This is a genomic window from Kitasatospora sp. NRRL B-11411 (assembly GCF_000721345.1).
Lineage (GTDB): Bacteria > Actinomycetota > Actinomycetes > Streptomycetales > Streptomycetaceae > Kitasatospora > Kitasatospora cineracea.
Map to the genome: position 1 here is coordinate 126,931 of NZ_JOGH01000001.1, position 22,854 is coordinate 149,784.

The window sequence follows — 22,854 nt, forward strand, 5'->3', positions numbered from 1 at the left end:
ACCTGACGTGGCCACATACGCCGAACTCGCCGAGCTGTTCAGCCCCGACGGCATCGTCCGGATGCCCCTGGAGGAGGCCCTCGCCAACGGCATCCCGGAGGAGGACGCCCGCCTGCTCGCGGAGGTCGGCGTGCCGGTCTTCGTCGACGTGCTGTTCACGGCCAAGGTGAAGGGCGACCCGCTCGCGTACACCCTGGTGCCGATCAGCGCCGGGGACGACGGCGTCACCGTGCTGGCCCTCGGCGGCCCCACCGACGCCGACCTGATGCGCTACTGCCTGGACCTCGACAACGGGTACGTGATCCTGCTCGGCCTCGGCGAGGAGCCCACCGCCGAGATCGTGAACCGGGACCTGGCCTCCTTCGTCGAGTTCCTCTACCGGTACGCGCTGCGCCTCAAGCACGTCGCCGGGGTGTCCGACCGGCAGGCGGACGAGTACACCGCCAAGCTCCGCGAGTACCTCGCCGCCCGCGACCCGTACGCCTTCGCCGCCCCGGACAGCTGGTGGAACATGGTGTTCGGCGCCCTCACCGACTAGGACGCCCGCCAGGGCCCCGCCAGCGCCCTGAGGGGTTGTCAGTGGGTCCCCCTATCGTCGGTGCCATGGAGGAACGCTGGAGCACCGAACACGTCCTTTCGCTGGCGCCCGACCCGGCTTCCCTGAAGGCCGCGGGCAAGCTCTCCGGGCCCGCCCCGTGGTCGGCCACCGGCACCGGCGGCGGCGCGCTGTGGGGCCTGTGCAAGGGCAGCGGCAGCACGCCCTACCGGACGGCGGTGGAGCTCGGGACGCCCGCGTACAAGTGCAGTTGCCCGAGCCGGAAGTTCCCGTGCAAGCACGCCCTCGGGCTGCTCCTGCTGTGGGCCGCCGGGCCCGGGGCGGTCGCCGACGGGGCCACCCCGCCGGACTGGGTGCAGGAGTGGCTGGACGGCCGCGGCCGGGCCGCCGCCGACAAGGCCGCCAAGCAGCAGGCCAGGGCCGCCGACGCGGACCCGGAGGCCGCCCGCAAGCGGGCCGGGAAGCGCTCCGCCCGGGTCGCCGGCGGCGCCCGCGAGCTGCGGCTGCGACTCGCCGACGGCGTCCGCCGCGGCCTGGCCGACCCGCAGCCGGCCGGCGCCTGGGAGGAGGTCGCCGCCCGGATGGTCGACGCCCAGGCCCCCGGCCTGGCCTCCCGGGTCCGGGCGCTGGCCGGGGCCCCGCAGGACGAACTGCTGGAGGAGTACGCGATGCTGCACCTGCTGGCCGGCGCCTACGGCCGGATCGACACCCTGCCCCAGGCCCTCGCGGCGACCGTCCGCACCCGGGTCGGCTTCACCACCGACACCGCCGAGCTGCTCGCCGGCCCGACCGTCCGGGACCGCTGGCACGTCCTGGGCAGCCGGGACACCGCCGACGACCGGCTGACCACCCGCCGGGTCTGGCTGCGCGGCGCGAAGACCGGACGGCAGGCCCTCCTGCTCGCCTTCGGCCGCCCCGGCCAGGCCCCGGACCTCGCCCTGCCCACCGGCCGCCTGCTGGAGGCCGACCTGGCCTACCACCCCGGCGCCCGCCCGCTGCGCGCCGTCCTCGGCACCCGCTACGGCAGCCCCGAGCCCGCCCCGGCCGCCGCGCCGGCCGGCCTGTCGCCCGCCGCGGCGCTCGCCGAGTACGGCGCCGCCGTCGCCGAGGACCCGTGGCTGGACAGCTGGCCGGCCGTGCTGGCCGACGTGGTGCCGGTCCGCACCCCGGACGGCTGGCAGCTCACCGACGGCACCCACACCCTGCCGGTGCGCCGCGGCGCCCTGCCCGAGCCCGCCCTGTGGCGGCTCGCCGCGGTCTCCGCCGGCCACCCCGTCACCCTGTTCGGCGAGTGCGGCCACCACGGCTTCGCCCCGGTCACCGCCTGGGACGCCGACCACCGGCCGGTCGCCCTCGGCTGACCGGCGCCGCCGCCCCGGACCCACCACGCCCCAACCCAACCCGCACGCAACCCCGCTGACGAGCCGTCGGCCGCCGGGTCAGCCCGGCACGCCCTGACGCGCCGTCACCCACGCTCCCCGCACCGCAAGCCCACCCCCCGACGGAACGGGACGCTCCCCGGCGCCCCCTGACGCACCGCCACCGTCGACCGGAGGAAACCATGACCCGCACCCGGCAGCGCACCGCCGTCCGACGCATCACCCTGCACCACGCCGCCCGCCGCGCCGCCCTGGCCAGCGGCTGGGGCCGCCGCCACCGCACCATCACCCACCGGCCGAACGGAGTCCGGGCATGACCGCCTCCCCCCTCACCGGCACCGGCCCAACCGGCTCCGACGACTGGGCCGACCTGCAGGGCGCCGCCCTGCTCGGCACCGACCGCCGCCCGCTGCCCGAGGCCCGCACCCCGCTGTCCGCCGCCGTCGACCGGGCCGACCCGGCCGGCGCGCTGCTCGACCTGGCCGCCGTCGCCGCCGTCCGCCGCCGGGCCGGCGCGCTGCCCGCGCCCGCCGTCGACACCCCCGAGCCCGCCCCCGCCGACCCCCGGCCCGCGCTGCCCGAGGCCGCCGCCCGCCGACTGGCCGTCCTGCTCGGCACCCGCAGCGGCCACGGCACCACCGCCAACCTCTCCGAACTCCTCCCGCAGTGGCTGACCGCCGCCCGCACCCGCGGCTACCGGCTGCCGCCCGCCCTCGTCCCGGCCCTGCTGGACACCGGCCGGGCCCGCTCCGAACTCCGCTCCGACGCCGTCACCCTGGCCGGCCCGCTCGGCCGCTGGCTGGCCCCGCACAACCCCGACTGGAAGTACGTCACCCGCACCGCCGGCGACCAGGACGCCCTCGACCAGCCCGGTGAACTCCTCTGGCAGGAAGGGCTGTTCGCGGAACGCGTCACCCACCTCACCCGGCTGCGCCGCACCGACCCGGCCGCCGGGCTGGCCCTGCTCGCCTCCACCTGGAGCACCGAGCGGGCCGAGGACCGGGTGCTCTTCCTGGACGCCCTCCAGGACGGGCTCTCCGCCGCCGACGAGGAGTTCCTGGAGGCCGCGCTCTCCGACCGCTCCAAGAACGTCCGGGCCACCGCCGCGGAACTGCTCTCCACCCTGCCCGGCTCCGCCCTGGCCGCCCGGATGGCCGCCCGCGCCCGGAGCGCCGTCCGGCCCGACGGCGACCGGCTGCACATCACCCCGCCCGCCGCCTGCGACGCCGCCATGCAGCGCGACGGCATACCCGTGAAGTCCCCCACCGGGCGCGGCGAGCGCGCCTGGTGGTTCGGCGAGGTCGTCGCCGGGGCGCCGCTCGCCGGCTGGACGGCCGACACCGGCCGCACCCCCGAGCAGCTGCTCGCCCTGCCCACCACCGACTCGCCCGACGGCGGCGGCGCCGAGTGGGCCGAGGACCTGCGCGAGGCCTGGGCCCGGGCCGCCGTCCGGCAGCAGGACGCCGCCTGGGCCCGCGCCCTGCTCGGCACCCCGCCCCGCCCCGGCCGCGACACCCGCGCGCCGGGCGCCCCCGCCAAGCTGCTCGCCGTCCTGCCGCCCGCCGAACGCGCCGCCTGGACGGCCGCGTTCGTCCAGACCCACGGCCTCGGCGACGCCTTCCAACTCCTCGGCGCCTGCGCCACCCCGTGGACGCCCCCGCTCTCCACCGCCGTCGTCGCCGCCCTCAAGCGCGCCGCCGAACTCGGCTCCTACCCCTGGAGCCACAGCGGCGTCCTCGGCATGACCGAACGCGCCCTCGCCCCCGAGACCGCCCCCGCCGTGGAGGCCCTCGCCGCCGACACCTCCCCCGACACCGCCTGGTCCGACACCTTCACCCGCCTCGCCGGCACCCTCCGCTTCCGCCAGGCGATGCTCGCCGAACTCGACTAGGCCCGAACTCGACCAGACCCGGACGCGACCAGACCCGGACGCCGCAGGGGCCGGAAGCGGTGTTTCCGCTCCCGGCCCCTGCCGTGCTGCCCGTCCGGTCCGCTACGCGGAGCGCAGGTTGGACTCGACCCAGCTGACCACGTCCTGGGTGGAGGTGCCCGGGGTGAAGATGTCGGCGACGCCGAGGGCCTTCAGCTCGGTGATGTCGGCGTCCGGGATGATCCCGCCGCAGAAGACCTTGATGTCGGCGGCGTCGCGCTCCTTGAGCAGCTCGATCACCTTGGCGCAGAGGGTCATGTGCGCGCCGGAGAGGATGGACAGGCCGATGCCGTCGGCGTCCTCCTGGATCGCCGTGTCGACGATCTGCTCGGGGGTCTGGTGGAGGCCGGTGTAGATGACCTCCATGCCGGCGTCGCGCAGGGCGCGCGCGATGACCTTGGCTCCCCGGTCGTGCCCGTCGAGTCCGGGCTTGGCGACCACGACTCGGATCGGCCCCGACACCACCATGACTGCCTCCTGGACCACGTTGTCCACCACCCGGCCGCTCTCGGCCGCGGGCTCGGTGTTAACCACTTTTAACAGATCTGAGGGGAGGGTAGCGGCCCGGCGGGGCCGCCGTCCTTCCCCACCTGCCGAGAGGAGGGCAAAATCACAGCGTGCGGGGCCGCCCGGCCCGTCAGAGCTTCTCGACGGGGGCGTAGCGCAGCAGCAGTTCCTTGCGCCCGGCGGAGCCGAAGTCGACCGTGGCGCGGGCCTTGTCGCCGACGCCCTGGGTGGCGACGACGGTGCCGAGGCCGAAGCTGTCGTGGCTGACCCGGTCGCCGACGGCGAGCGCGACGACCTCCCGGTCGGTGACCGTCCGGGCGGACCTGCCCCAGCCGGCCTTCGGCGAGGCGGCCGCCGAGGAGCCGGAGCCCCGCGAGGAGCCCGAGCCGGACGAGCCCGAGGACGAGTAGCCGCGCGAGACCGGCACCGCGGCGGCGCCGGTGCGCTTCCACTCGATCAGCTTCTCCGGGATCTCCTCCAGGAAGCGCGAGGCCGGGTTGTAGGAGGGCTGGCCCCAGGCGCTGCGCAGCACCGAGCGGGTCAGGTAGAGCCGCTGCCGGGCCCGGGTGAGGCCGACGTAGGCGAGGCGGCGCTCCTCCTCCAGTTCCTTGGCCTGGTTGAGGGCCCGCATGTGCGGGAAGATCCCGTCCTCCATGCCAGTGAGGAAGACGACGGGGAACTCCAGGCCCTTGGCGGTGTGCAGGGTCATCATCGTGATGACCCCGGCCCCGTCCTCGTCGTCCGGGCTTCCTTCTGATGTCCCGGACTGCTTCGCATCCGGGATCTGGTCCGAGTCGGCGACCAGCGCGACCCGCTCCAGGAAGTCGGCGAGCGAGCCGACCGGCGGGCCCTCGTCGCCCTCGGGGCGCTCCCCCGGGTCCTTCTCGTACTCGAGGGCGACCGAGGCGAGCTCCTGGAGGTTCTCCACCCGGGTCTCGTCCTGCGGGTCGGTGGAGGACTGCAGTTCGGCGAGGTAGCCGGTCTCCTCCAGCACGGCCTCCAGCACGGCGGCCGGTCCGGCGCCGGACTCGACGACCTGGCGCAGCCCGGCCAGCAGTTCGTTGAACTTCTTCACGGCGTTGGCGGAGCGCGCGGCCATCCCGTACGCCTCGTCGACCCGGCGCAGCGCGGCGGCGAAGGAGATCCGCTCGCGGGAGGCGAGCGCGTCGATCATCGCCTCGGCGCGCTCGCCGATGCCGCGCTTGGGGACGTTGAGGATGCGGCGCAGCGGGACGGTGTCCTCGGGGTTGGAGAGCACCCGCAGGTAGGCCAGGACGTCCTTGACCTCCTTGCGCTCGTAGAAGCGCACGCCGCCGACGACCTTGTAGGGCAGGCCGACCCGGATGAACACCTCTTCGAAGACCCGGGACTGGGCGTTGGTGCGGTAGAAGATCGCCACGTCGCCGGGGCGGGCGTGGCCGGCGTCGGTGAGCCGGTCGATCTCCTCGGCGATGAACTGGGCCTCGCCGTGCTCGTCGTCGGCGACGTAGCCGACGACCTGCTCGCCCTGGTCGCCGGCCGTCCACAGGTTCTTCTTGCGGCGGTTGGTGTTGCGTTCGATGACCGAGTTGGCGGCGGTGAGGATGGTCTGGGTGGAGCGGTAGTTCTGCTCCAGCAGGATCGTCGTCGCGTTCGGGTAGTCCTCCTCGAACTGGAGGATGTTGCGGATGGTCGCGCCGCGGAAGGCGTAGATCGACTGGTCGGCGTCGCCGACCACGCACAGCTCGGCGGGCGGGATCTGCGCGAGCTGCGCGTCGGCGGGGTTCACGTAGTCGCCGTCGGCCGTCATCCGGGGCGCCTGCCCCGCGGAGCCGCCGGAGAGCTCGCGCACCAGCGTGTACTGGGCGTGGTTGGTGTCCTGGTACTCGTCGACCAGGATGTGCCGGAACCGGCGCCGGTAGTGCTCGGCGACGTCGGGGAACGCCTGCAGCAGGTTGACGGTGGTCATGATGATGTCGTCGAAGTCGAGGGCGTTGGCCTCGCGCAGCCGCCGCTGGTAGAGGAAGTACGCCTCGGCGAGCTTCTTCTCCATCGGGTTGGCGGCCTGGTCGGCGTACGTCTCCTCGTCGATCAGCTCGTTCTTGAGGTTGCTGACCTTGGCGGTGAAGGACTTCGGCGGGAACTGCTTGGGGTCGAGGTCGAGGTCCCGGCAGACCAGGGACATCAGGCGCTGCGAGTCCGCCGAGTCGTAGATCGAGAAGCTGGAGTTCATGCCCAGCTGCTTGGCCTCGCGGCGCAGGATCCGCACGCACGCGCTGTGGAAGGTGGAGACCCACATCGCCTTGGCGCGCGGGCCGACCAGCGCCTCGACGCGCTCGCGCATCTCGCCGGCGGCCTTGTTGGTGAAGGTGATCGCCAGGATCTCGCCGGGCTGCACGCCGCGGGCGGCCAGCAGGTGGGCGATCCGGTGGGTGAGCACCCGGGTCTTGCCGGAGCCGGCGCCGGCCACGATCAGCAGCGGCGACCCGGCGTGCAGCACGGCCTCGCGCTGCGGGTCGTTCATGCCCTCCAGCAGCTGCGCCGGGTCGACCACGGTGCGGGCCGCGCCGTTGCGGTGCCAGGCGTCGCGCTCGGCCTCGGCGGCGTGGTCGGTGGCGAACAGCCCGTCGGGGATGTCCTCCCCGTACGGCTCGTCGTAGGGGCCGGCGTCGTACGGCTCGTAGGGCGGTTCGTCGGCGGGCGGTGCCTCCTCCTCCGACCACTGCGGCAGCGGCGCCTGCGGCGCTGCGGGGCGGGGGCTCGACCCGACGGCGGGACGCTCGAAGCCGGGGAGCGGGAGGTCATCGAAGAGGCTACTCATGGCCCTTCGAGTCTATGACCCGCCGCCGACATCCCAGGCCGCTTCCCCGAACGGGGCCGCGGGGACCGCGGGTTCCGGCGGCCCGGCGCCGCAGGGCCGGGTCACGGGGCGTCGGGGTAGACCAGGACGACGTGGCCGCCGTACGCCGCGGAGAGCAGCGCGGCCGCGCCGAGCAGCACCGCGGGCACCGCCCGGCCGCGGGTGCGGGCCAGGGCGGTGGCGAGCGGGAGCAGCAGTCCGAAGGCGGGCAGCAGGAAGCGCGCCCGGGAGGTGAAGTAGGCGGCGTCGCCGAGCGCCAGGGCCAGCATCGCGGCGCTGTACAGCAGCAGCACCGGCGGCTGGCGGCGCAGCGCCGAGAGCGCCAGCAGCAGCACGGCGGCCAGCAGGGTGCCGGCGGCGACCACGTCGGCCAGCCAGACCGGTTCGGCGGCGGTCAGCAGGCGGCGGAAGGCGAGCAGGGTGGAGCGGCCGAGGTCGAACCGGCTCTGCCAGGCGTCCTGGACCCGGAAGTAGCCGTCCCAGCGGCCCTTGCACCACCCCACCCAGGCGACGAAGCCCGCGCAGCCCAGCGGCGCCAGCAGCGCCCCGGCCAGGGCGCGCGGGTCGCGGCGGCCGGCCGCGCCCGGGCCCGGACGCGCCCACTCCAGCAGCGCGGCGACGGCGACCGCCAGGGCGAGCGCGGCCCCGGTCGGGCGGGTCAGCCCGGCGGCGGCGCAGAGCAGCCCGGCGGCCACCCAGCGGCGCCGGAGCGCCGCGTGCACGGCCCAGGCGGCGAAGGCGGTGAACAGCGGCTCCGAGTAGGCGGCGCTCTCCACCACCGCGTACGGCAGGACGCCCCACAGCACGGCGGCGCACACCCCGGCCCGGTCGCCGTACAGCCGGGCGGCGACCGCGAAGATCCCCCCGGCGGCGGCCAGCGACGCCGCCCAGGCCACCGCGAGCGCCGCCGCGCCGACCGGGAGCAGCAGCGCGGCGGCCCGGACCAGGAGCGGGTACCCGGGGAAGAACGCGTACGCCTCGTACGGGCCGTACGGGCCGGGCACCGGCGGGGTGCCCGCGTAGCCGTGCAGGGCGATCTGCCGGTACCAGTGGGCGTCCCACATGCCGTCGAGCCGGTGCGCGGCGCCGACCGGGCCGGCCCAGCCGGCCAGCAGCAGGACTCCGGCGGCCCGGACGGCGAGGTAGCCGAGCAGGGCGGCCCGGACGGCGGGGCGGGGGTAGCGGGGGCGCCGGCGGGCGGCGGGTGCGCGGCCCGGCGCGTCGGCGTCCCCGGTCAGGACCCGGGGCACGGCCCGCCCCGTCCGGCGGGCGCCGGCCGGGCGCGGTCGCGGGGGGTGGCTGGCACGGCGCCCACGCTATGCAGCGGGGTGCGGCGGCCCGCGCAGGCTCGCCGGGCGCGGGAGCGGGCGCGGGCGGCCCGGGTCAGCGTTCCATCAGGGTGACCAGGACGTTGTGCCGGTGGGTGACGGTGCTCTTCGGGAAGGCCTTGCGCAGTGCCGCGGCCTGCGCGGGGTCGAAGCCCTCGAACGGGTCGTCGTGGACGACCGGGGCCCGGCCCGGGGCGGTGTCCTCGTCCGGCAGGACGGTGACCACCCAGACCCGCTGGACGCCGTCCAGGCAGGCCGCCGGGTCGGCGCACAACTGCGGGTAGAGCTCGCCGAGTTCGACCGCGCTGCGTTCGACGAAGACGTCGTCGAGCCGGACCCGTTCGGGCAGGTAGAGGTCGAGCGCGGTGGGGACGGCGGTGAAGATCGCGTTCCCGTAGCGCTGCGGCGCGACGCCGTCGCCGGGCCGGTAGCCGTCGGCGATCACCTTCGCCGCGGCCGCGCCGTCCCACGTGGTGTGCGCGTAGCGCTGGCGCACCACCCGCTGGTCGTGCGCGCCGAGCACCAGGACGGCGGCCAGGCCGATCGCGGTGAGCGCGCGGGGGCGCAGCGCGGCGAGGCCGGCCCCGGCCAGCACGGCCCAGGCGGGCAGCGTGAAGAGCAGGTAGCGGTCGAGGAAGTAGGAGGTGTGCCCCTGCGAGGCGGCCCACAGCAGCGGGATCGGCAGCACGGCGACCAGGCCGGCCTCCACCGCCGGGCGGCGCCCGTGCGGCCAGGCCAGCGGCAGCGCCGCGCAGGCGAGCACCAGCAGGCCGACCCAGGCCGAGCCGTACAGGTTGGGCCACATCCGGGCGACGGCCGGGACGGTGGGCTTGGCCAGCCAGCTGAGCTGCCGGCCGACCTGGTCCTGGCCGAGCGCGATCAGCGGGAGCAGCGGGAGCACCGCGCCGAGGACGGCGAGCGGGTGGCCGACCAGCACGCCGCGCGCGCGGCCGGTCCACCACCGCCCGGCCGCGACCAGGGCGTGCGGGACGATCAGGACCAGCGCGACGACGTGGAACAGTCCGGCGCCGGCCAGCGCGAGCGCGTACAGCACCCAGCGTCCGGCGGTGGGCCGTTCCAGGGCGCGCAGCAGCAGGAAGGTCGCGGCGGCGGCGAAGAGCACCACGAAGGCGTAGCCGCGGACTTCCTGCCCGTACCGGGACACCGACGGGGTCAACGCGAACAGCAGGCCCGCGACCAGGCCGGCGGTGGGCGTGAAGAGCTTGCGGCCGGTCAGCGTGACGAAGGCGGCGGCCCCGGCCATGGCCAGCGCGGAGGGGATCCGGAGCGCGAGGACGGAGTGCCCGAACGCCTCGGTCCAGAAGTGGATCAGCAGGTAGTAGGCGCCGATCACGGCGTCCAGGTTCCCCAGCAGGTGGAAGATCTCGGCCGGGGAGCGGTTCGCCGCGTTCCAGGTGGCGAGTTCGTCGTCCCACGGCAGTGGTCCGCCCGCCCCGTACAGGCAGACCGCGAGGGTCAGCGCGGTGGGCCAGACCCACAGCAGGCGGCCGGCCCGGGCCAGCAGGGCCTGCCCGGCGCGCCGTCAGGGTCCGGTCGGGGTCGGGTCGGTGTCCGGGCCGCGGGCGGGACCGCGGGCCGCTCCGACGCTCATGTGGCGGGGCCGTCGCGGTGTCCGGCCGCGGGGGCCGGCACGGCGGCGGGACGGGAGGGTCGTCGCACCCGGGGGCGACGGGGGCGGGAAGTCGGCACGGCCCTATCCAAACACACCGTCACCTGCCGCCCGTCCGCTGCCCCGCCGCTCCGTCGGCGGGCCGGACGGAAGGGGCGGGGGCAGCGGTGGGCCGGGGTGTCAGACCAGGCGGCGGGCGGTGGCCCAGCGGGTCAGTTCGTGCCGGTTGGAGAGCTGGAGCTTGCGCAGCACCGCGGAGACGTGGCTCTCCACGGTCTTCACCGAGATGAACAGCTGCTTGGCGATCTCCTTGTAGGCGTAGCCGCGGGCGATCAGCCGCAGCACCTCGCGCTCGCGCTGGGTGAGCCGGTCGAGGTCCTCGTCGACCGGCGGGGTGTCGGTGGCGGCGAACGCGTCGAGCACGAAGCCGGCCAGCCGGGGCGAGAACACCGCGTCGCCGTCGGAGATCCGGAAGATCGCGTTGACCAGGTCGGTGCCGGTGATGGTCTTGGTGACGTAGCCGCGGGCGCCGCCGCGGATCACGCCGATCACGTCCTCGGCGGCGTCCGAGACGGACAGCGCGAGGAAGCGCACCCCCTCGACGCCGGCCGAGCGGCGCAGCACCTCGACGCCGCCGCCGCCGGGCAGGTGCACGTCGAGCAGCACCACGTCGGGCCGGGTCTCGGCGACCACCCGGACCGCGGACTCGACGTCGTCGGCCTCGCCGACCACGTCGATGCCGGTCTCGTCGGTGCGCCCGATCTCGGCCCGCACGCCGGTGCGGAACATCCGGTGGTCGTCCACCAGCACCACCCGGGCCCGCCTGCCGGGTGCCTCCGCTGACGCTGCGTCAGTCATCTGCCGCCCTCTCCATCTCCAGCTCGACCTCGGTCCCGCCGTCCGGCGCGGGCCGCACCCGCGCGGTGCCCCCGTTGCGCCGCATCCGGCCGATGATCGATTCGCGTACGCCCATGCGGTCCTCGGGGAGGTCGTCGGGGTCGAAGCCGGGGCCGTGGTCGCGGACGAACACCGACACCGTCCTCCCCTCCACCTCCGCGTAGACCTGGACCGGTCCACCGCCACCGTACTTGGCGGCGTTCACCATGGCTTCCCTGGCCGCCTGCATCTGCGAGGCGATCTTCTCGTCCATCGGGCAGTCGCCGACGCAGACCAGTTCCAGATGGACGCCGTGCCGGTCCTCGACCTCGGCGACGATCTCGCGCAGGTGCTCGGCCAGGGTGTCGGGGGCGGCCTCGGCGGCGGCCTCCGGGCGGTACAGCCACAGGCGCAGTTCGCGCTCCTGGGCGCGGGCCAGGCGCAGCACCTCCTTGGGGTCCTCGGCCCGGCGCTGGATCAGGGTGAGGGTGTGCAGCACCGAGTCGTGCACGTGCGCGGCGATCTCGGCCCGCTCCTGGGCCCGGATCCGGGCGGTGCGCTCGGCGCCGAGGTCCTGCCACATCCGCAGCATGGACGGCCCGCCGAGCACCAGCACGCCCGCCACCACGGCCAGCGAGGACTCCACGACCAGCGCGACCGGGGAGTCCACGCCCTGGGTGACGAAGTAGCCGATGATGCCGGCCACCACCAGCAGCGCCCCGGCCAGCACCCGCAGGTAGGCGCCGCGGCGGCTGCCCGGCGTCGGGCCGAACCAGCTCTGCCAGCGCGAGTCGTCGGCCTGCCGCCACACCAGGGCGACGCCGATGCCGACCGCGAGCAGCGGCCACACGTACGGCTTGGCGGTCTGGATGCCGAGCGCGGACAGCAGCGCCATCACGCCGATCACCAGGGCGACCAGCGCGAACAGCTGGCCCATGCTGCCGCCCCGGCCGGGCCGGGCGCCCGCCGGGGCCGGGCCGTCGCCGGCCGCGGCGGGGGCGTCCTGCTCGCCGTGGAAGGTGCGCTCCAGCAGGTCGCGCAGCCACCCGAAGCGGCCGGGGTCGGCGGCCGGGCGGCGGGCGGGGGCGGCGCCGGGGGCGGCCTGGTTGATGCCCAGCGGCACCACCACCCAGAACGCGGCGTACAGCAGGGCGCCGATGCCCTCGGAGAAGAACAGCACGATGAACGCCAGCCGCACCCAGGTGACGGGCACGCCGAGGTGGGTGGCCAGGCCCTGGCAGACGCCGCCGAGGATCCGGCCGTGCGGACTGCGGTACAGCCGCCGGTAGGGCGTCCCGCCGTCCGGCGGGTCGGTCGGGACGGGCTCGGTGCTTCTGGTCTCGGGTACGGCCACGGCACCGATGGTGGCAGGTGCCGGTGCGGCGGCGCATCAGGGTCCGGCCCCTAGTCCGCCCTCAGGGACAGTTCAGGGTCGCTCCCGGGCCCCGGACGGTTGGGCGGGGCCCGGCGGCCCGGAAGGATGGAGGCATGACGGACGACCAGATCCCGGAGGACCCGCCGGCCGCCCCCGAAGCGGGCCGCCCGGCGCTCACCCGCTCCTCCCGGCACCGGGTGGTGGCGGGCGTGTGCGGCGGCCTCGGCCGCTACCTGGACATCGACCCGGTGGTGTTCCGGGTGGTGATCGCGGTGCTCGGCCTGACCGGCGGACTCGGGCTGTTCCTGTACGGGCTGGCCTGGCTGGTGGTGCCGCGGGAGGCCGCGGACGGCGAGGGCGGCAGCACCGAGCTGCAGCGGGTGCTGACCGGCCGGGTCGACGGCCAGTCGGTGGGCGCGGTGCTGGTGACGGTGATCGGCACCGGGGTGTTCTTCTCCTCGATGGGCGACGGCGGCCAGCTGTTCCCGCTGCTGCTGCTCGCCGCGCTGGTGTTCCTGGCGCTGCGCTACGACCCGGAGCGGCGGCGCCGCTTCGACGGCGAGAACCCGGCCGCGCCGGCCCCCGGGGCCGCCCCGCGCGACCGGCTGGAGGACTCCGGCCCGTTCGCCGACTGGAAGACCTGGAGCGAGTCGGTCGGCCGGGACCTGCGGGTCGAGTGGCGGGCCCGCAGCGCGGAGTTGCACGAGCGGATCCGGGCCCGGCACGCGGAGGCCGGCACGGCCCGCTCCGAGGAGTACGGCGACACCCCGCCGGTCGGCCCGTCCGGCTACCTGTGGGACCCGCGGCACCCGGAGCGCGACCCGTACGGCGGCGGCGCCACGCCGCCGCCGGGGGCGCCCGCCCGGCCGTGGTGGCAGCGCACCGACCTGCCGGAGGGCGACCCGCTGCGCAAGGAGCCGCGCGAGGAGACCTACCAGGACCGGATGGAACGCCGGATGACGGACTTCCGGGAGCGGGCCGACCGGCGCCACGAGGCCCAGCGGCAGGCCATGGAGCGGCACCGGGAGAGCATGGCCCGGCACCGCGAGTGGAAGGCCCGGCGCAAGGCCGAGCGCGGCCGCTCGGTGCTGGGGGCGTCGGCGGTGCTGGTCTCGCTCGGCGCGTCCTGGGCGGTGGGGGCGGCCGGGCACGGCGAGCACCGCTGGTCGACGGTGCTGGCGGTGGCGCTGCTGCCGCTGGGCCTGGCCATGGCGATCAGCTCCCGCTGGGGGCGGACCCGCGGGCTGACCCTGCTGGCGCTGCTGCTGACGGCGGGCCTGGTGCTGGCGGCCGGCACCTCGGCGACGGTCGCCGACTCCACCGGCGACCGCACCTGGACGGCCGCCCAGGACGACCTGCGCTCGCGGTACACGCTGGGCCTGGGCGACGCCCGCCTGGACCTGTCGGCGCTGGACCCGCACGGCGGCACCCTCGCCACCGAGCTGCGGGTCGGCGCGGGCAGCGCCCGGGTGACGGTGCCCGCCGGGGTGGAGCTGCGGCTGAAGCTGCGCGACGGCGCGGGCGGCGTCGACCTGCCGGACGGGCAGCGCTTCGACGGGCCGTTCACCGACGAGGACGTGGTGATCGAGGTCCCGGACGGCCAGCCGTCCAAGGGAGTACTGGAACTGACGGTGACGGTGGGCGCCGGCGACATCGAGGTGGTGCGGTGATGAGGAAGCATCGGTTCGACCTGTACGCGCTGGTCGCGGGCGGGCTGTTCACCGCCCTGGCGGTGCTGTACCTGGTGGCCTCGCTGAACGACCGGGAGGTGAACAGCCGCTTCGTGCTGCCGCTGGCGTGCATCGTGCTCGGCGCGGGCGGCCTGGCCGGCGCCCTGGTGGCGGCCTCCCGCCGCGGCCGGGGCGGGGCCCGCGACGACGACCACAGCCTGGACTGAGCGGGGCTCAGGCCTGCTGCGGGCCGAGCTCCAGCCGGTCGCCGCTCTTGGTGACGGCGTACTTGGGCAGCGGCTTCACGGCCGGGCCGGTGATGACCGCGCCGGTGGCGGCGTCGAAGGTGGAGCCGTGGCAGGGGCAGTACAGCTTGCCGTCCTTGGGCGGGTTGACCGCGCAGCCGGAGTGGGTGCAGACCGAGGACAGCCCGGCGTACTGCCCGGCGGCGGGCTGGACGATGTAGACGGCGTCGCCGCTGGCCGGGTCCTTGACGGTGGCGGAGCCGCCGACCGGGACCTGCGCGGCGGGCACCGCGGGCCCGGGCTGCGGGACGGGGCTGGTGGCGCCGGCGCCGCCCGCGGTCCCGGCCGCGACGGGGGTCTCGTCCCGGCCGAAGCTCGCGGTGAGCGAGCCGGAGAGCAGCCCGGCGCCGCCGAGCGCGACGGCCGCGATGCCGCCGTCCAGCAGGGCGCGGCGGCGCACCGCGTCCTCGGCGAGGCCGCGGGCCCGGTCGCGGGCGGCCCGGGCGGCGAGGTAGCCGTCGACCGACAGGTAGGGGGTGCCGGCCAGCAGCAGCGGCGTCCAGGCCAGCAGGTAGGCCAGGTCGTTGCCGAGGTAGTACGGGGTGGTGTGGAAGCTGACGGTCAGCCAGAGGGTGGCGGACAGCAGTGCGCCGCCGAGCGCGGCGACCCGGCCCCACAGGCCGAACAGGGTGCCGAGGCCGACGGCGAGTTCGCCGAAGGCGATCAGCAGGCCGAAGAAGGTCGGCGCGTGCAGCGCGGGGCCCAGCGCCCAGCCGATCGGGCTGCTGTCCTGGGCGGCCACGGTCTGGGAGTGGAAGGAGGCGGCGTCGCCGGCGCCGGCCAGGTAGTGCGCGTCGGAGAGCTTGTCGAAGGCCGCGTAGACGAAGGTCGCCCCCAGGAACAGCCGCAGCGGCAGCAGCGCGTAGCGCGCGCCCAGGGCCTTCCACTCGGTGGTCCTGGTGCCCGCCGTGCCGCCGGTGCCGGTCGCCATCGTTGCCGCCCTCTCGCTCGCCGCCCGCCGTCCGCCGGCGGGGTCGGGTCCGATTGTGCCCGGTGCCCTTCCCACATGGCCGCGCCGCCACTCCCCTGGCGCGGGAAGCGGCGGCGCGGTCACACGGTTGCCGGTGGGATCACTCCCACTCGATGGTGCCCGGCGGCTTGGAGGTGACGTCCAGGACGACCCGGTTCACGTCCTTGACCTCGTTGGTGATCCGGGTGGAGATCTTCGCCAGCACCTCGTAGGGCAGGCGCGACCAGTCCGCGGTCATGGCGTCCTCGGAGGAGACCGGGCGCAGCACGATCGGGTGGCCGTAGGTGCGGCCGTCGCCCTGGACGCCGACCGAGCGGACGTCGGCCAGCAGCACCACGGGGCACTGCCAGATCTCGGCGTCCAGGCCGGCCAGGGTCAGTTCCTCGCGGGCGATGGCGTCGGCCTCGCGGAGCAGGTCGAGGCGCTCCTTGGTGACCTCGCCGACGATCCGGATGCCGAGGCCGGGGCCGGGGAACGGCTGGCGCTGGACGATCTCGGCGGGCAGGCCGAGCTCCTGGCCGACCATCCGGACCTCGTCCTTGAACAGCTTGCGCAGCGGCTCGACGAGCTGGAACTCGAGGTCCTCGGGGAGGCCGCCGACGTTGTGGTGGGACTTGATGTTGGCGGTGCCGGTGCCGCCGCCGGACTCCACCACGTCCGGGTACAGGGTGCCCTGGACCAGGAACTCCACGGCGGGGCCCTCGTCGGCGACGATCTCGGCCTGGGCCTGCTCGAAGACCCGGATGAACTCGCGGCCGATGATCTTGCGCTTCTGCTCGGGATCGGAGACGCCCTTCAGCGCGGTCAGGAAGCGCTCCTCGGCGTCGACCACGACCAGCTTGACGCCGGTGGCCGCGACGAAGTCCTTCTCGACCTGCTCGGTCTCGCCCTTGCGCATCAGGCCGTGGTCGACGTACACGCAGGTCAGCCGGTCGCCGATGGCGCGGGCCACCAGCGCGGCGGCGACCGCGGAGTCCACGCCGCCGGACAGGCCGCAGACGGCGCGCTTGTCGCCGACCTGCTCGCGGATCAGCGCGACCTGCTCCTCGACCACGTTGGTCGTGGTCCAGTTCGGGGCGATGCCGGCGCCGCGGTACAGGAAGTGCTCCAGCACCTGCTGGCCGTGCTCGGAGTGCATCACCTCGGGGTGGTACTGCACGCCGTACAGCTTGAGGTCGTCGTTCTCGAAGGCGGCGACCGGCACCACGTCGGTGGAGGCGGTGACGGTGAAGCCCTCGGGCGCGGCCGAGCAGGCGTCGCCGTGCGACATCCACACCGACTGCCGGTCCGGGGTGCCCTCGAACAGGGTGGAGCCGGAGCGGGTGACGGTCAGCGCGGTGCGGCCGTACTCGCGGGCGCCGCTGTTGTCGACGGTGCCGCCGAGGGTCTTGGCCATCAGCTGGAAGCCGTAGCACATGCCGAAGACCGGGACGCCGGCCTCGAAGAGCGCGCGGTCGAGCTGCGGGGCGCCTTCCTCGTACACCGACGACGGACCGCCGGAGAGGATGATCGCCTTCGGGTTCTTGGCGAGCATCTCGGCGACCGGCATGGAGCTCGGCACGATCTCGCTGTAGACCCGCGCCTCACGCACCCGACGGGCGATGAGCTGGGCGTACTGGGCACCGAAGTCGACGACCAGGACGGTGTCGTTCTCGGGTGCGGACTGGGCGGGTGTATCAGCGGACACAGACGGCCTTCCGGCGGCGGTACAAGGGGGTGTCGCCCCCGAGTCTACCGGGACGCTTTCACCCGACTGCCCGCACCGCCGCCCGTGACCGGCCGGGCAGGCGAATCGTTGCACCGGGAGACCGCACGAGACGCCGGCACCCTCCAGGTGCGGGCCGCACCGGGCGGCGGAACCACGCGTGGATCATTTCCGGTCCACCGGGTGCGCGTGGCGGGCACGGGCCCGCCGTGGGACCGCGCCCCGGTGCCGCGGTCGGGTCAGCAGGGGACAGCGACCCCGTCCGCGACCGGGCGGACCCGGGGTGTGGCGGCCGGTACCGGTGCCGGCCGCCACACCTCAGTCAGCCGCCCGCTCCGGCGTACGCCCCGGTACGCCCCGCAAGCCGTTATCACGGACGGTGACCGCCTCCTGGCGGTCAGGTCCGGCGCTCCCCCGCGCCGTGTCCTGTTCCGTCCACCCCTTCTTTTACGCCGAATCGGTTGCACGGCAAGGCCCTCGTCCACGACGATGCTGGGAGGCGGGGGCTCACCGTACACCCCCGGCCGCGATGAGGCCGTCGACCCGCACGGCCCCCTTTCACGCTCCGTGAGGCCCGGACGGCCCCGGCGCGTGCCATGACCATCCTTCCCGGACGGCGCTCCTCCCCCGGCGCCGTCTCCCAGCACCGGCGCGGCCCTGACGCCGAGTGCTGCGACAAAGGGCCCCGTTCCCCCGCGGGGCCCTTTGCCCTGTCCGGGGCCCGCGGGCTCAGCCGGCGTCCGGGCGCCGGTACGCGGCGTGCGGGTCGCCGCCCGCATCGGCCGCGACGGCGGCGGTCGGCGGCAGGTCGGCCACCAGCTCGACCGACCCGTGCGCGAGGGTGTCGGCCACGGTCTGCCCGGGCAGCGGCGGCACGGCGGGCATCGGCGGGACGGACGGCGCGGGCGGGACGGCGGGAGCGGCCGGGGCGGCCGGCGGTACGGGGGTGCCGCGCACGGCGTCCAGCACGGCGGGCACCACCAGCGCGCCGAGCAGCGCCCAGAGCGCGCAGGCGACCAGCACCGACGGCAGCGACCAGCCGAGCGCGTCCCGGTCCCGCAGCGAGAACCCGCCGACCCCGGCGGCGCTGCTCCGGCTCTGGGCGGCCCAGATCGAGGTGCCGAGCAGCAGGGCGGCGGTGAGCACCGCGTACAGGCCCGCGAGCACGGCCCGGTCGCGCCGGCCCAGCCGGCCCCGGTGCGCGGACCAGCCGAGCGCCAGCGCGGCGGCCAGCGGCAGCAGCACCGCGCACCACCAGCCGCTGCCGTGGCCGTCCAGGTCGAACAGCGACATCGACCGGTGGCCGAGCCCGAAGGCGCCGGCGGACAGCAGGGTCGCGCCGCTGCCGACGCCGTGGAGCAGCAGGCCGTTGTTGGTGACCAGGCCCAGTGAGCCGCTGTCCGGGAAGACCGTGTCGGAGGAGAGCTGCACCACCAGCGCGACGGCGGTGAGCAGCACCAGCAGGCCGCCGACCACCCGGGAGGCGTGCTGCCAGGCGAGCAGCAGGCTGCCCAGCCACCCGCGCCGGGCGGCCTCGGCGCGCAGCGCGGGCGCGCCGTCCACGGCCAGCACCACGACGGCCGCGGCCAGGCCCGCGGACAGCGCCAGCGGCAGCAGCGCGGGGCCGAGCTCGACCTTCAGCTCGGCGCTCTTCGCGCCGGTGTCCGCGTCGTGGCCGGCCAGCAGGCCCAGCAGCAGCGCGAGGGCGGCGGACAGCGCGCCGGTGCGCAGCGCCTGGAGGCCGGCGGCGGCCGCGGTCGGCTCGGCGGCGGCGCTCCGGCGGCGGGCCCGGGCGGTGAGGTGCTGGCCGCCCCAGAGCGCCAGCAGCCAGCCCAGCGCGACCACGTACATGATCAGGTGGCTGTCGCTGGAGATGGTGTCCGCCCTGGTGCCGGGCGCGCTCATCACCATGCGCAGGGGGGTGCCGAAGGCGGTGAGGACCAGGGCCAGCCAGGTCTGGAAGCCCTCGGCCGACCAGGCGGTGGCGAAGATCTCCGAGCCGGCGCGGCCGTCGTCGCTGCCCGCGCCGATCACGGCGGCCAGCACCAGCAGTCCGGTCGGTGCGATCAGCACCCGGCCCGCGGTCAGCCAGCCGCGGGAGGGGACGGGCAGTTCCCGGGGGTGGTGCACCCGGCCGGCGCCCCACGGGGAGGGGCCGGCCGCGGCGGTGCCGGTGTCCTCGACGACGTCGCCGATGGCGGGCGCGGCGACCGGCCTCCCGCAGTTGGCGCAGGTCACCGCCGGGTCGGGCGAGGCCGCTCCGCAGGACTGGCAGATGGGCATGGTGGTCCCCCCGGGATGGTCCGTGTTCCGAGGGCCCGTTTATCCCACCGCGGCCGAAGGGCTGTCAATCTTCTTCCGGGGCCCGCCGGGGCACCGCCGGGACGGGCAGCAGCGGCAGCCGCAGCGCGCCGAACGCCCCTGCGGGGACGGCGGGTTGGCGCGGTGCGACGGGCGGCACGGGGCGGTAGGCGGTGCCCGGTTCGGGGCGCGGGTCGGCCTCGCCGCGGTTGGGCCACATCGACATGGCGCGCTCGGCCTGCGCGGTGATGGTCAGTGAGGGGTTGACGCCCAGGTTGGCGGAGACCGCGGAGCCGTCGACCACGCTGATCCCGGGGTGCCCGTACAGCCGGTGGTAGGGGTCGACGACGCCGGTCTCGGCGCTGTCGCCGATCGGGCAGCCGCCGAGGAAGTGCGCGGTCAGCGGGATGTCGAAGATCTCGCCGGCGGTGGAGCCGGGGAAGCCGTTGATGGAGGCGGCCAGCGCCCGGGCGCCCTCCTCGGCGGCCGGGATCCAGCTGGGGTTGGGCGCGCCGTGGCCCTGCCGGGAGGTGAGTTTCCCGTTCTTCAGCGAGACGGTCAGCGAGTTGTCCAGGGACTGCATGACCAGGCCGATGATGGTCTTCTCCGACCAGCGGTGCTGGTTCATCGACTGGACGAAGGTCCACGGGTGCCGGGCGGCGGTGCCCAGGTAGCGCAGCCAGCGCGGGCCGCGCCCGGCGCCGGACACCTGCTGGATGGAGAGCGCGCCCATCGCGTTGGAGCCCCGCCCGTAGCGGACCGGCTCGATGTGGGTGTTGGCGTCGGGGTGCACCGAGGAGGTGATGGCCACCCCGCGGGTGAAGTCGGGGCGCTCCCCGTAGCGCCGGGTGGAGGTCTGCGCGCCCACCAGGGCTTCGGAGTTGGTGCGGGTGAGGTGGCCGAGCCGGGCGGAGATCCGGGGCAGCAGCCCGCCCTCGCGCATCCGGTGCAGCAGGCTCTGGGTGCCGTAGGTGCCGGCCGCGACCACGACCCGTTCGGCGGTGATCGTGCGCGCCCCGGCCTTCTGCGCCCGCCGGGTGCGGGCGTCGGTGGGCAGCACGTCGACGGCGTAGCCCTCGCCGTGCGGGCGCAGCCGCTTGACGGTGGTCATCGGCAGGATCTCGGCGCCGGCCCGTTCGGCCAGGTACAGGTAGTTCTCGGTGAGGGTGTTCTTGGCGCCGTGCCGGCAGCCGGTCATGCACTCGCCGCACTCGGTGCACGCCTTGCGGCGGGGCCCGGCGCCGCCGAAGTACGGGTCGTCGACCTCGCCGCCGGGGGCGGCCTTGGCCTCGCCGGTGCCGTCCTGCCCGTCGCCGAAGAACACCCCGACGGGCGCCAGGTGGAAGGTGTCGCCGCAGCCCATCGCCTCGGCGGCGGCCTTCAGGTGCACGTCGGAGGGGGTCATGGTCGGGTTGAGCCGCACGCCGAGCATCCGCTGCGCCTGGTCGTAGAACGGCGCGAGCTCGGCCTGCCAGTCGGTGATGTGCCGCCACTGCCGGTCCTCGAAGAACGCCTTCGGCGGCACGTACAGGGTGTTGGCGTAGTTCAGCGAGCCGCCGCCGACGCCCGCCCCGGCCAGGATCAGCACGTTGCGCAGCAGGTGGATGCGCTGGATGCCGTAGCGGCCGAGGGCGGGTGCCCACAGGTAGTCGCGCAGGTTCCAGGAGGTGCTGGGCAGCTCCTCGCGGCGGAACCTGCGCCCGGCCTCCAGGACGGCGACCCGGTAGCCCTTCTCGGTCAGCCGCAGGGCCGCGACCGACCCTCCGAAGCCCGAACCGACCACCACGACGTCGTAGTCGTACGACACTGCTGCCCCTCCTCCGGTGCTACTTCAGTCGGAACGCCTTCATGGCCTTCAGGCCGGTGGTGAAGAACTCGGCGAACTTCCGGTCGTCCATGCCCATCGACGGGCCGATCGGCAGCAGCCGCTGCACCGCGACGGTCTGCGCCTCGGTGTAGCGCAGGATGCCCTCGGCGCCGTGCCGCCGGCCGAGCCCGGAGTCGCCCATGCCGCCCATCGGGGAGGCCACCGAGCCGTAGGCGGCGGCGTACGCCTCGTTGACGTTGACGGTGCCGGTGCGCAGCCGGGCGGCGACCTTGCGGCCGCGGCGGGTGTCCCTGGTCCAGACGCTGGAGTTCAGGCCGTACGGGGTGGCGTTGGCGGCGGTGACGGCCTCGTCCTCGGTGTCGAAGCGGTAGACCGAGACGACCGGGCCGAAGGTCTCCTCGGCGCAGACCGCCATCTCGGGGGTGACGCCGTCGAGGATGGTGGGCTCGTAGAACAGCGGGCCCAGGTCGGGCCGGGCCTGCCCGCCGGCCAGCACCTTCGCGCCGGCCTTGACGGCCTCCTCGACGTGCCGGGTGACGGTCTCCAGTTGGCGGTGGGAGACCAGCGAGCCCATGTCGGCGCCGTAGGCGAGACCGCCGCCCAGGCGCAGCGCGGCGGTCTTCTCGGCGAACTTCGCCAGGAAGGCGTCGGCGACCGAGCGGTGCACGAAGAGCCGTTCGATGGAGATGCAGAGCTGGCCGGCCGAGGAGAAGCAGGCTCGGACGGCGCCGGCCGCGGCCCGGTCCAGGTCGGCGTCGGCGAGCACCAGCATGGCGTTCTTGCCGCCGAGTTCGAGCGAGGCGCCGACCAGGCGCTCGGCGGCCCGGCGGGCGACGTCGCGGCCGGTGCGGGTGGAGCCGGTGAAGGCGACGTAGTCGGCGCGCTCGACGACCTGCGGGCCGACCACGGGGCCGTCGCCGAGCACGATCTGCCACACCTGCGGGGGCAGTCCGGCCTCGACGAACAGCTCGCGGGCCCACAGCGCGGTCAGCGCGGTCTGGGTGTCCGGCTTGTTGACCACCGCGTTGCCCGCGACGAGCGCGGGCAGCGCGTCGCCGACGGACAGTTCCAGCGGGTAGTTCCACGGCGAGATCTGGCCGACCACGCCCTTGGGGCGGCGGGCCTCGACGGCGCTGGTCAGGCCGGGCACGGCGCCGCCGCGGCGGCGGTCCTTCAGGTAGGAGTGCGCGGTGCGGCCGTAGTGCCGGGCGGCCGAGGCGACGGCCATGACCTCCTCGAAGGCGTGCAGCCGGGCCTTGCCGGTCTCCGCCTGGATGAGGTCCAGCACCTCGTCCTGCCGCCGCAGCAGCAGGTCGTGGAAGCGCAGCAGGACGCCGGCCCGGTGCCGCACCGACAGTGCGGCCCAGGCGGGTTGGGCCCGCCGCGCCCGGTCGAACGCCTGCTCGACGTCCGCCTCCGAGGAGACCGGCAGCGCGGCCAGCGCCTCGCCGGTCAGCGGCGCGAGCGTCTCGGCGCGCTGACCGCCGGTCGCGGTCACGCCCTCGGCCAGCCGCGCCACCAGCGCGGCCGGCACCGCCGAGGCGACGTCGCGCGCCGCCCCCTTCGCCGCGGGGTTGCGCCGGCCCTGGATCGTGCTCTCCGTCATGCGGGCAGCCTAGGCCCTGGAACCCGACTTGTGTACCCGCCGGTAACAC

17 protein-coding genes are annotated in these 22,854 nt (G+C 75.5%); 6 read left to right on the forward strand and 11 right to left on the reverse strand.

Annotation, left to right across the window (positions count from 1 at the left end; all coding sequences use genetic code 11):
* The first annotated feature begins 7 nt into the window (after positions 1-7).
* The 4 genes from IH44_RS0100595 (at position 8) to IH44_RS0100610 (ending at position 3,826) form a co-directional block, all read left to right on the forward strand.
* Positions 8-538, forward strand: a complete 531-nt coding sequence (locus IH44_RS0100595) for an SUKH-4 family immunity protein (RefSeq protein WP_030457354.1) — start codon at positions 8-10, stop codon at positions 536-538.
* Between the two features lie 65 nt (positions 539-603).
* Positions 604-1,917 (forward strand): SWIM zinc finger family protein, encoded by a 1,314-nt coding sequence (locus IH44_RS0100600; protein ID WP_030457355.1) that lies wholly within the window; start codon positions 604-606, stop codon positions 1,915-1,917.
* 200 nt (positions 1,918-2,117) lie between these two features.
* Positions 2,118-2,252, forward strand: coding sequence for a hypothetical protein (locus IH44_RS49025; protein WP_255358029.1), 135 nt, complete (start codon positions 2,118-2,120; stop codon positions 2,250-2,252).
* The gene (locus tag IH44_RS0100610) at positions 2,249-3,826 is read left to right on the forward strand and encodes a DUF5691 domain-containing protein (RefSeq protein WP_030457356.1); all 1,578 of its coding nucleotides are present in this window, start codon (positions 2,249-2,251) and stop codon (positions 3,824-3,826) included. The genes IH44_RS49025 and IH44_RS0100610 overlap by 4 nt, the downstream gene beginning before the upstream one ends.
* A gap of 102 nt (positions 3,827-3,928) precedes the next feature.
* Here the strand turns inward: IH44_RS0100610 and IH44_RS0100615 are convergent, their stop codons facing one another.
* From IH44_RS0100615 to IH44_RS0100640, 6 genes are all read right to left on the reverse strand, one after another.
* Positions 3,929-4,333, reverse strand: coding sequence for a cobalamin B12-binding domain-containing protein (locus IH44_RS0100615; RefSeq protein ID WP_030457357.1), 405 nt, complete (start codon positions 4,331-4,333; stop codon positions 3,929-3,931).
* 169 nt (positions 4,334-4,502) lie between these two features.
* Positions 4,503-7,172, reverse strand: a complete 2,670-nt coding sequence (gene pcrA / locus IH44_RS0100620; protein WP_030457358.1) for a DNA helicase PcrA — start codon at positions 7,170-7,172, stop codon at positions 4,503-4,505.
* A 101-nt stretch (positions 7,173-7,273) separates the two neighbouring features.
* Positions 7,274-8,461: a hypothetical protein gene (locus tag IH44_RS0100625; RefSeq protein WP_051816400.1), complete on the reverse strand. Its 1,188-nt coding sequence runs from the start codon at positions 8,459-8,461 to the stop codon at positions 7,274-7,276.
* Between the two features lie 133 nt (positions 8,462-8,594).
* Positions 8,595-9,893: a glycosyltransferase family 39 protein gene (locus tag IH44_RS47090; protein WP_051816401.1), complete on the reverse strand. Its 1,299-nt coding sequence runs from the start codon at positions 9,891-9,893 to the stop codon at positions 8,595-8,597.
* A gap of 456 nt (positions 9,894-10,349) precedes the next feature.
* Positions 10,350-11,027, reverse strand: coding sequence for a response regulator transcription factor (locus tag IH44_RS0100635; protein ID WP_030457361.1), 678 nt, complete (start codon positions 11,025-11,027; stop codon positions 10,350-10,352).
* Positions 11,020-12,399, reverse strand: a complete 1,380-nt coding sequence (locus tag IH44_RS0100640; protein ID WP_030457362.1) for an ATP-binding protein — start codon at positions 12,397-12,399, stop codon at positions 11,020-11,022. Before IH44_RS0100640 ends, IH44_RS0100635 begins: the two co-directional genes overlap by 8 nt.
* A gap of 134 nt (positions 12,400-12,533) precedes the next feature.
* Between IH44_RS0100640 and IH44_RS0100645 the strand changes: the two genes are divergently transcribed.
* Together IH44_RS0100645 and IH44_RS0100650 are read left to right on the forward strand one after the other, a co-directional pair.
* Positions 12,534-14,090: a PspC domain-containing protein gene (locus IH44_RS0100645; RefSeq protein ID WP_030457363.1), complete on the forward strand. Its 1,557-nt coding sequence runs from the start codon at positions 12,534-12,536 to the stop codon at positions 14,088-14,090.
* Entirely contained in the window at positions 14,090-14,317 is a 228-nt protein-coding gene (locus IH44_RS0100650) for a hypothetical protein (RefSeq protein WP_030457364.1), read from the forward strand. Before IH44_RS0100645 ends, IH44_RS0100650 begins: the two co-directional genes overlap by 1 nt.
* 7 nt (positions 14,318-14,324) lie before the next feature.
* On the opposite strand, the gene IH44_RS49610 is transcribed toward IH44_RS0100650, so the two are convergent.
* The 5 genes from IH44_RS49610 to IH44_RS0100675 all read right to left on the reverse strand — a co-directional run bounded on the left by IH44_RS49610 (position 14,325) and on the right by IH44_RS0100675 (position 22,805).
* Positions 14,325-15,326: a Rieske 2Fe-2S domain-containing protein gene (locus IH44_RS49610; RefSeq protein WP_063759527.1), complete on the reverse strand. Its 1,002-nt coding sequence runs from the start codon at positions 15,324-15,326 to the stop codon at positions 14,325-14,327.
* Positions 15,327-15,465: 139 nt separating this feature from the next.
* Positions 15,466-17,052: a glutamine-hydrolyzing GMP synthase gene (gene guaA, locus IH44_RS0100660; protein ID WP_030457366.1), complete on the reverse strand. Its 1,587-nt coding sequence runs from the start codon at positions 17,050-17,052 to the stop codon at positions 15,466-15,468.
* A gap of 747 nt (positions 17,053-17,799) precedes the next feature.
* Positions 17,800-19,353, reverse strand: coding sequence for a zinc ribbon domain-containing protein (locus tag IH44_RS0100665; protein WP_030457367.1), 1,554 nt, complete (start codon positions 19,351-19,353; stop codon positions 17,800-17,802).
* Between the two features lie 64 nt (positions 19,354-19,417).
* Positions 19,418-21,178 carry a GMC oxidoreductase gene (locus IH44_RS0100670; protein ID WP_030457368.1) on the reverse strand — a complete coding sequence of 587 codons (1,761 nt, stop codon included), beginning with the start codon at positions 21,176-21,178 and terminating at the stop codon, positions 19,418-19,420.
* A gap of 19 nt (positions 21,179-21,197) precedes the next feature.
* Positions 21,198-22,805: a succinic semialdehyde dehydrogenase gene (locus IH44_RS0100675; RefSeq protein ID WP_030457369.1), complete on the reverse strand. Its 1,608-nt coding sequence runs from the start codon at positions 22,803-22,805 to the stop codon at positions 21,198-21,200.
* Positions 22,806-22,854 lie beyond the last annotated feature (49 nt).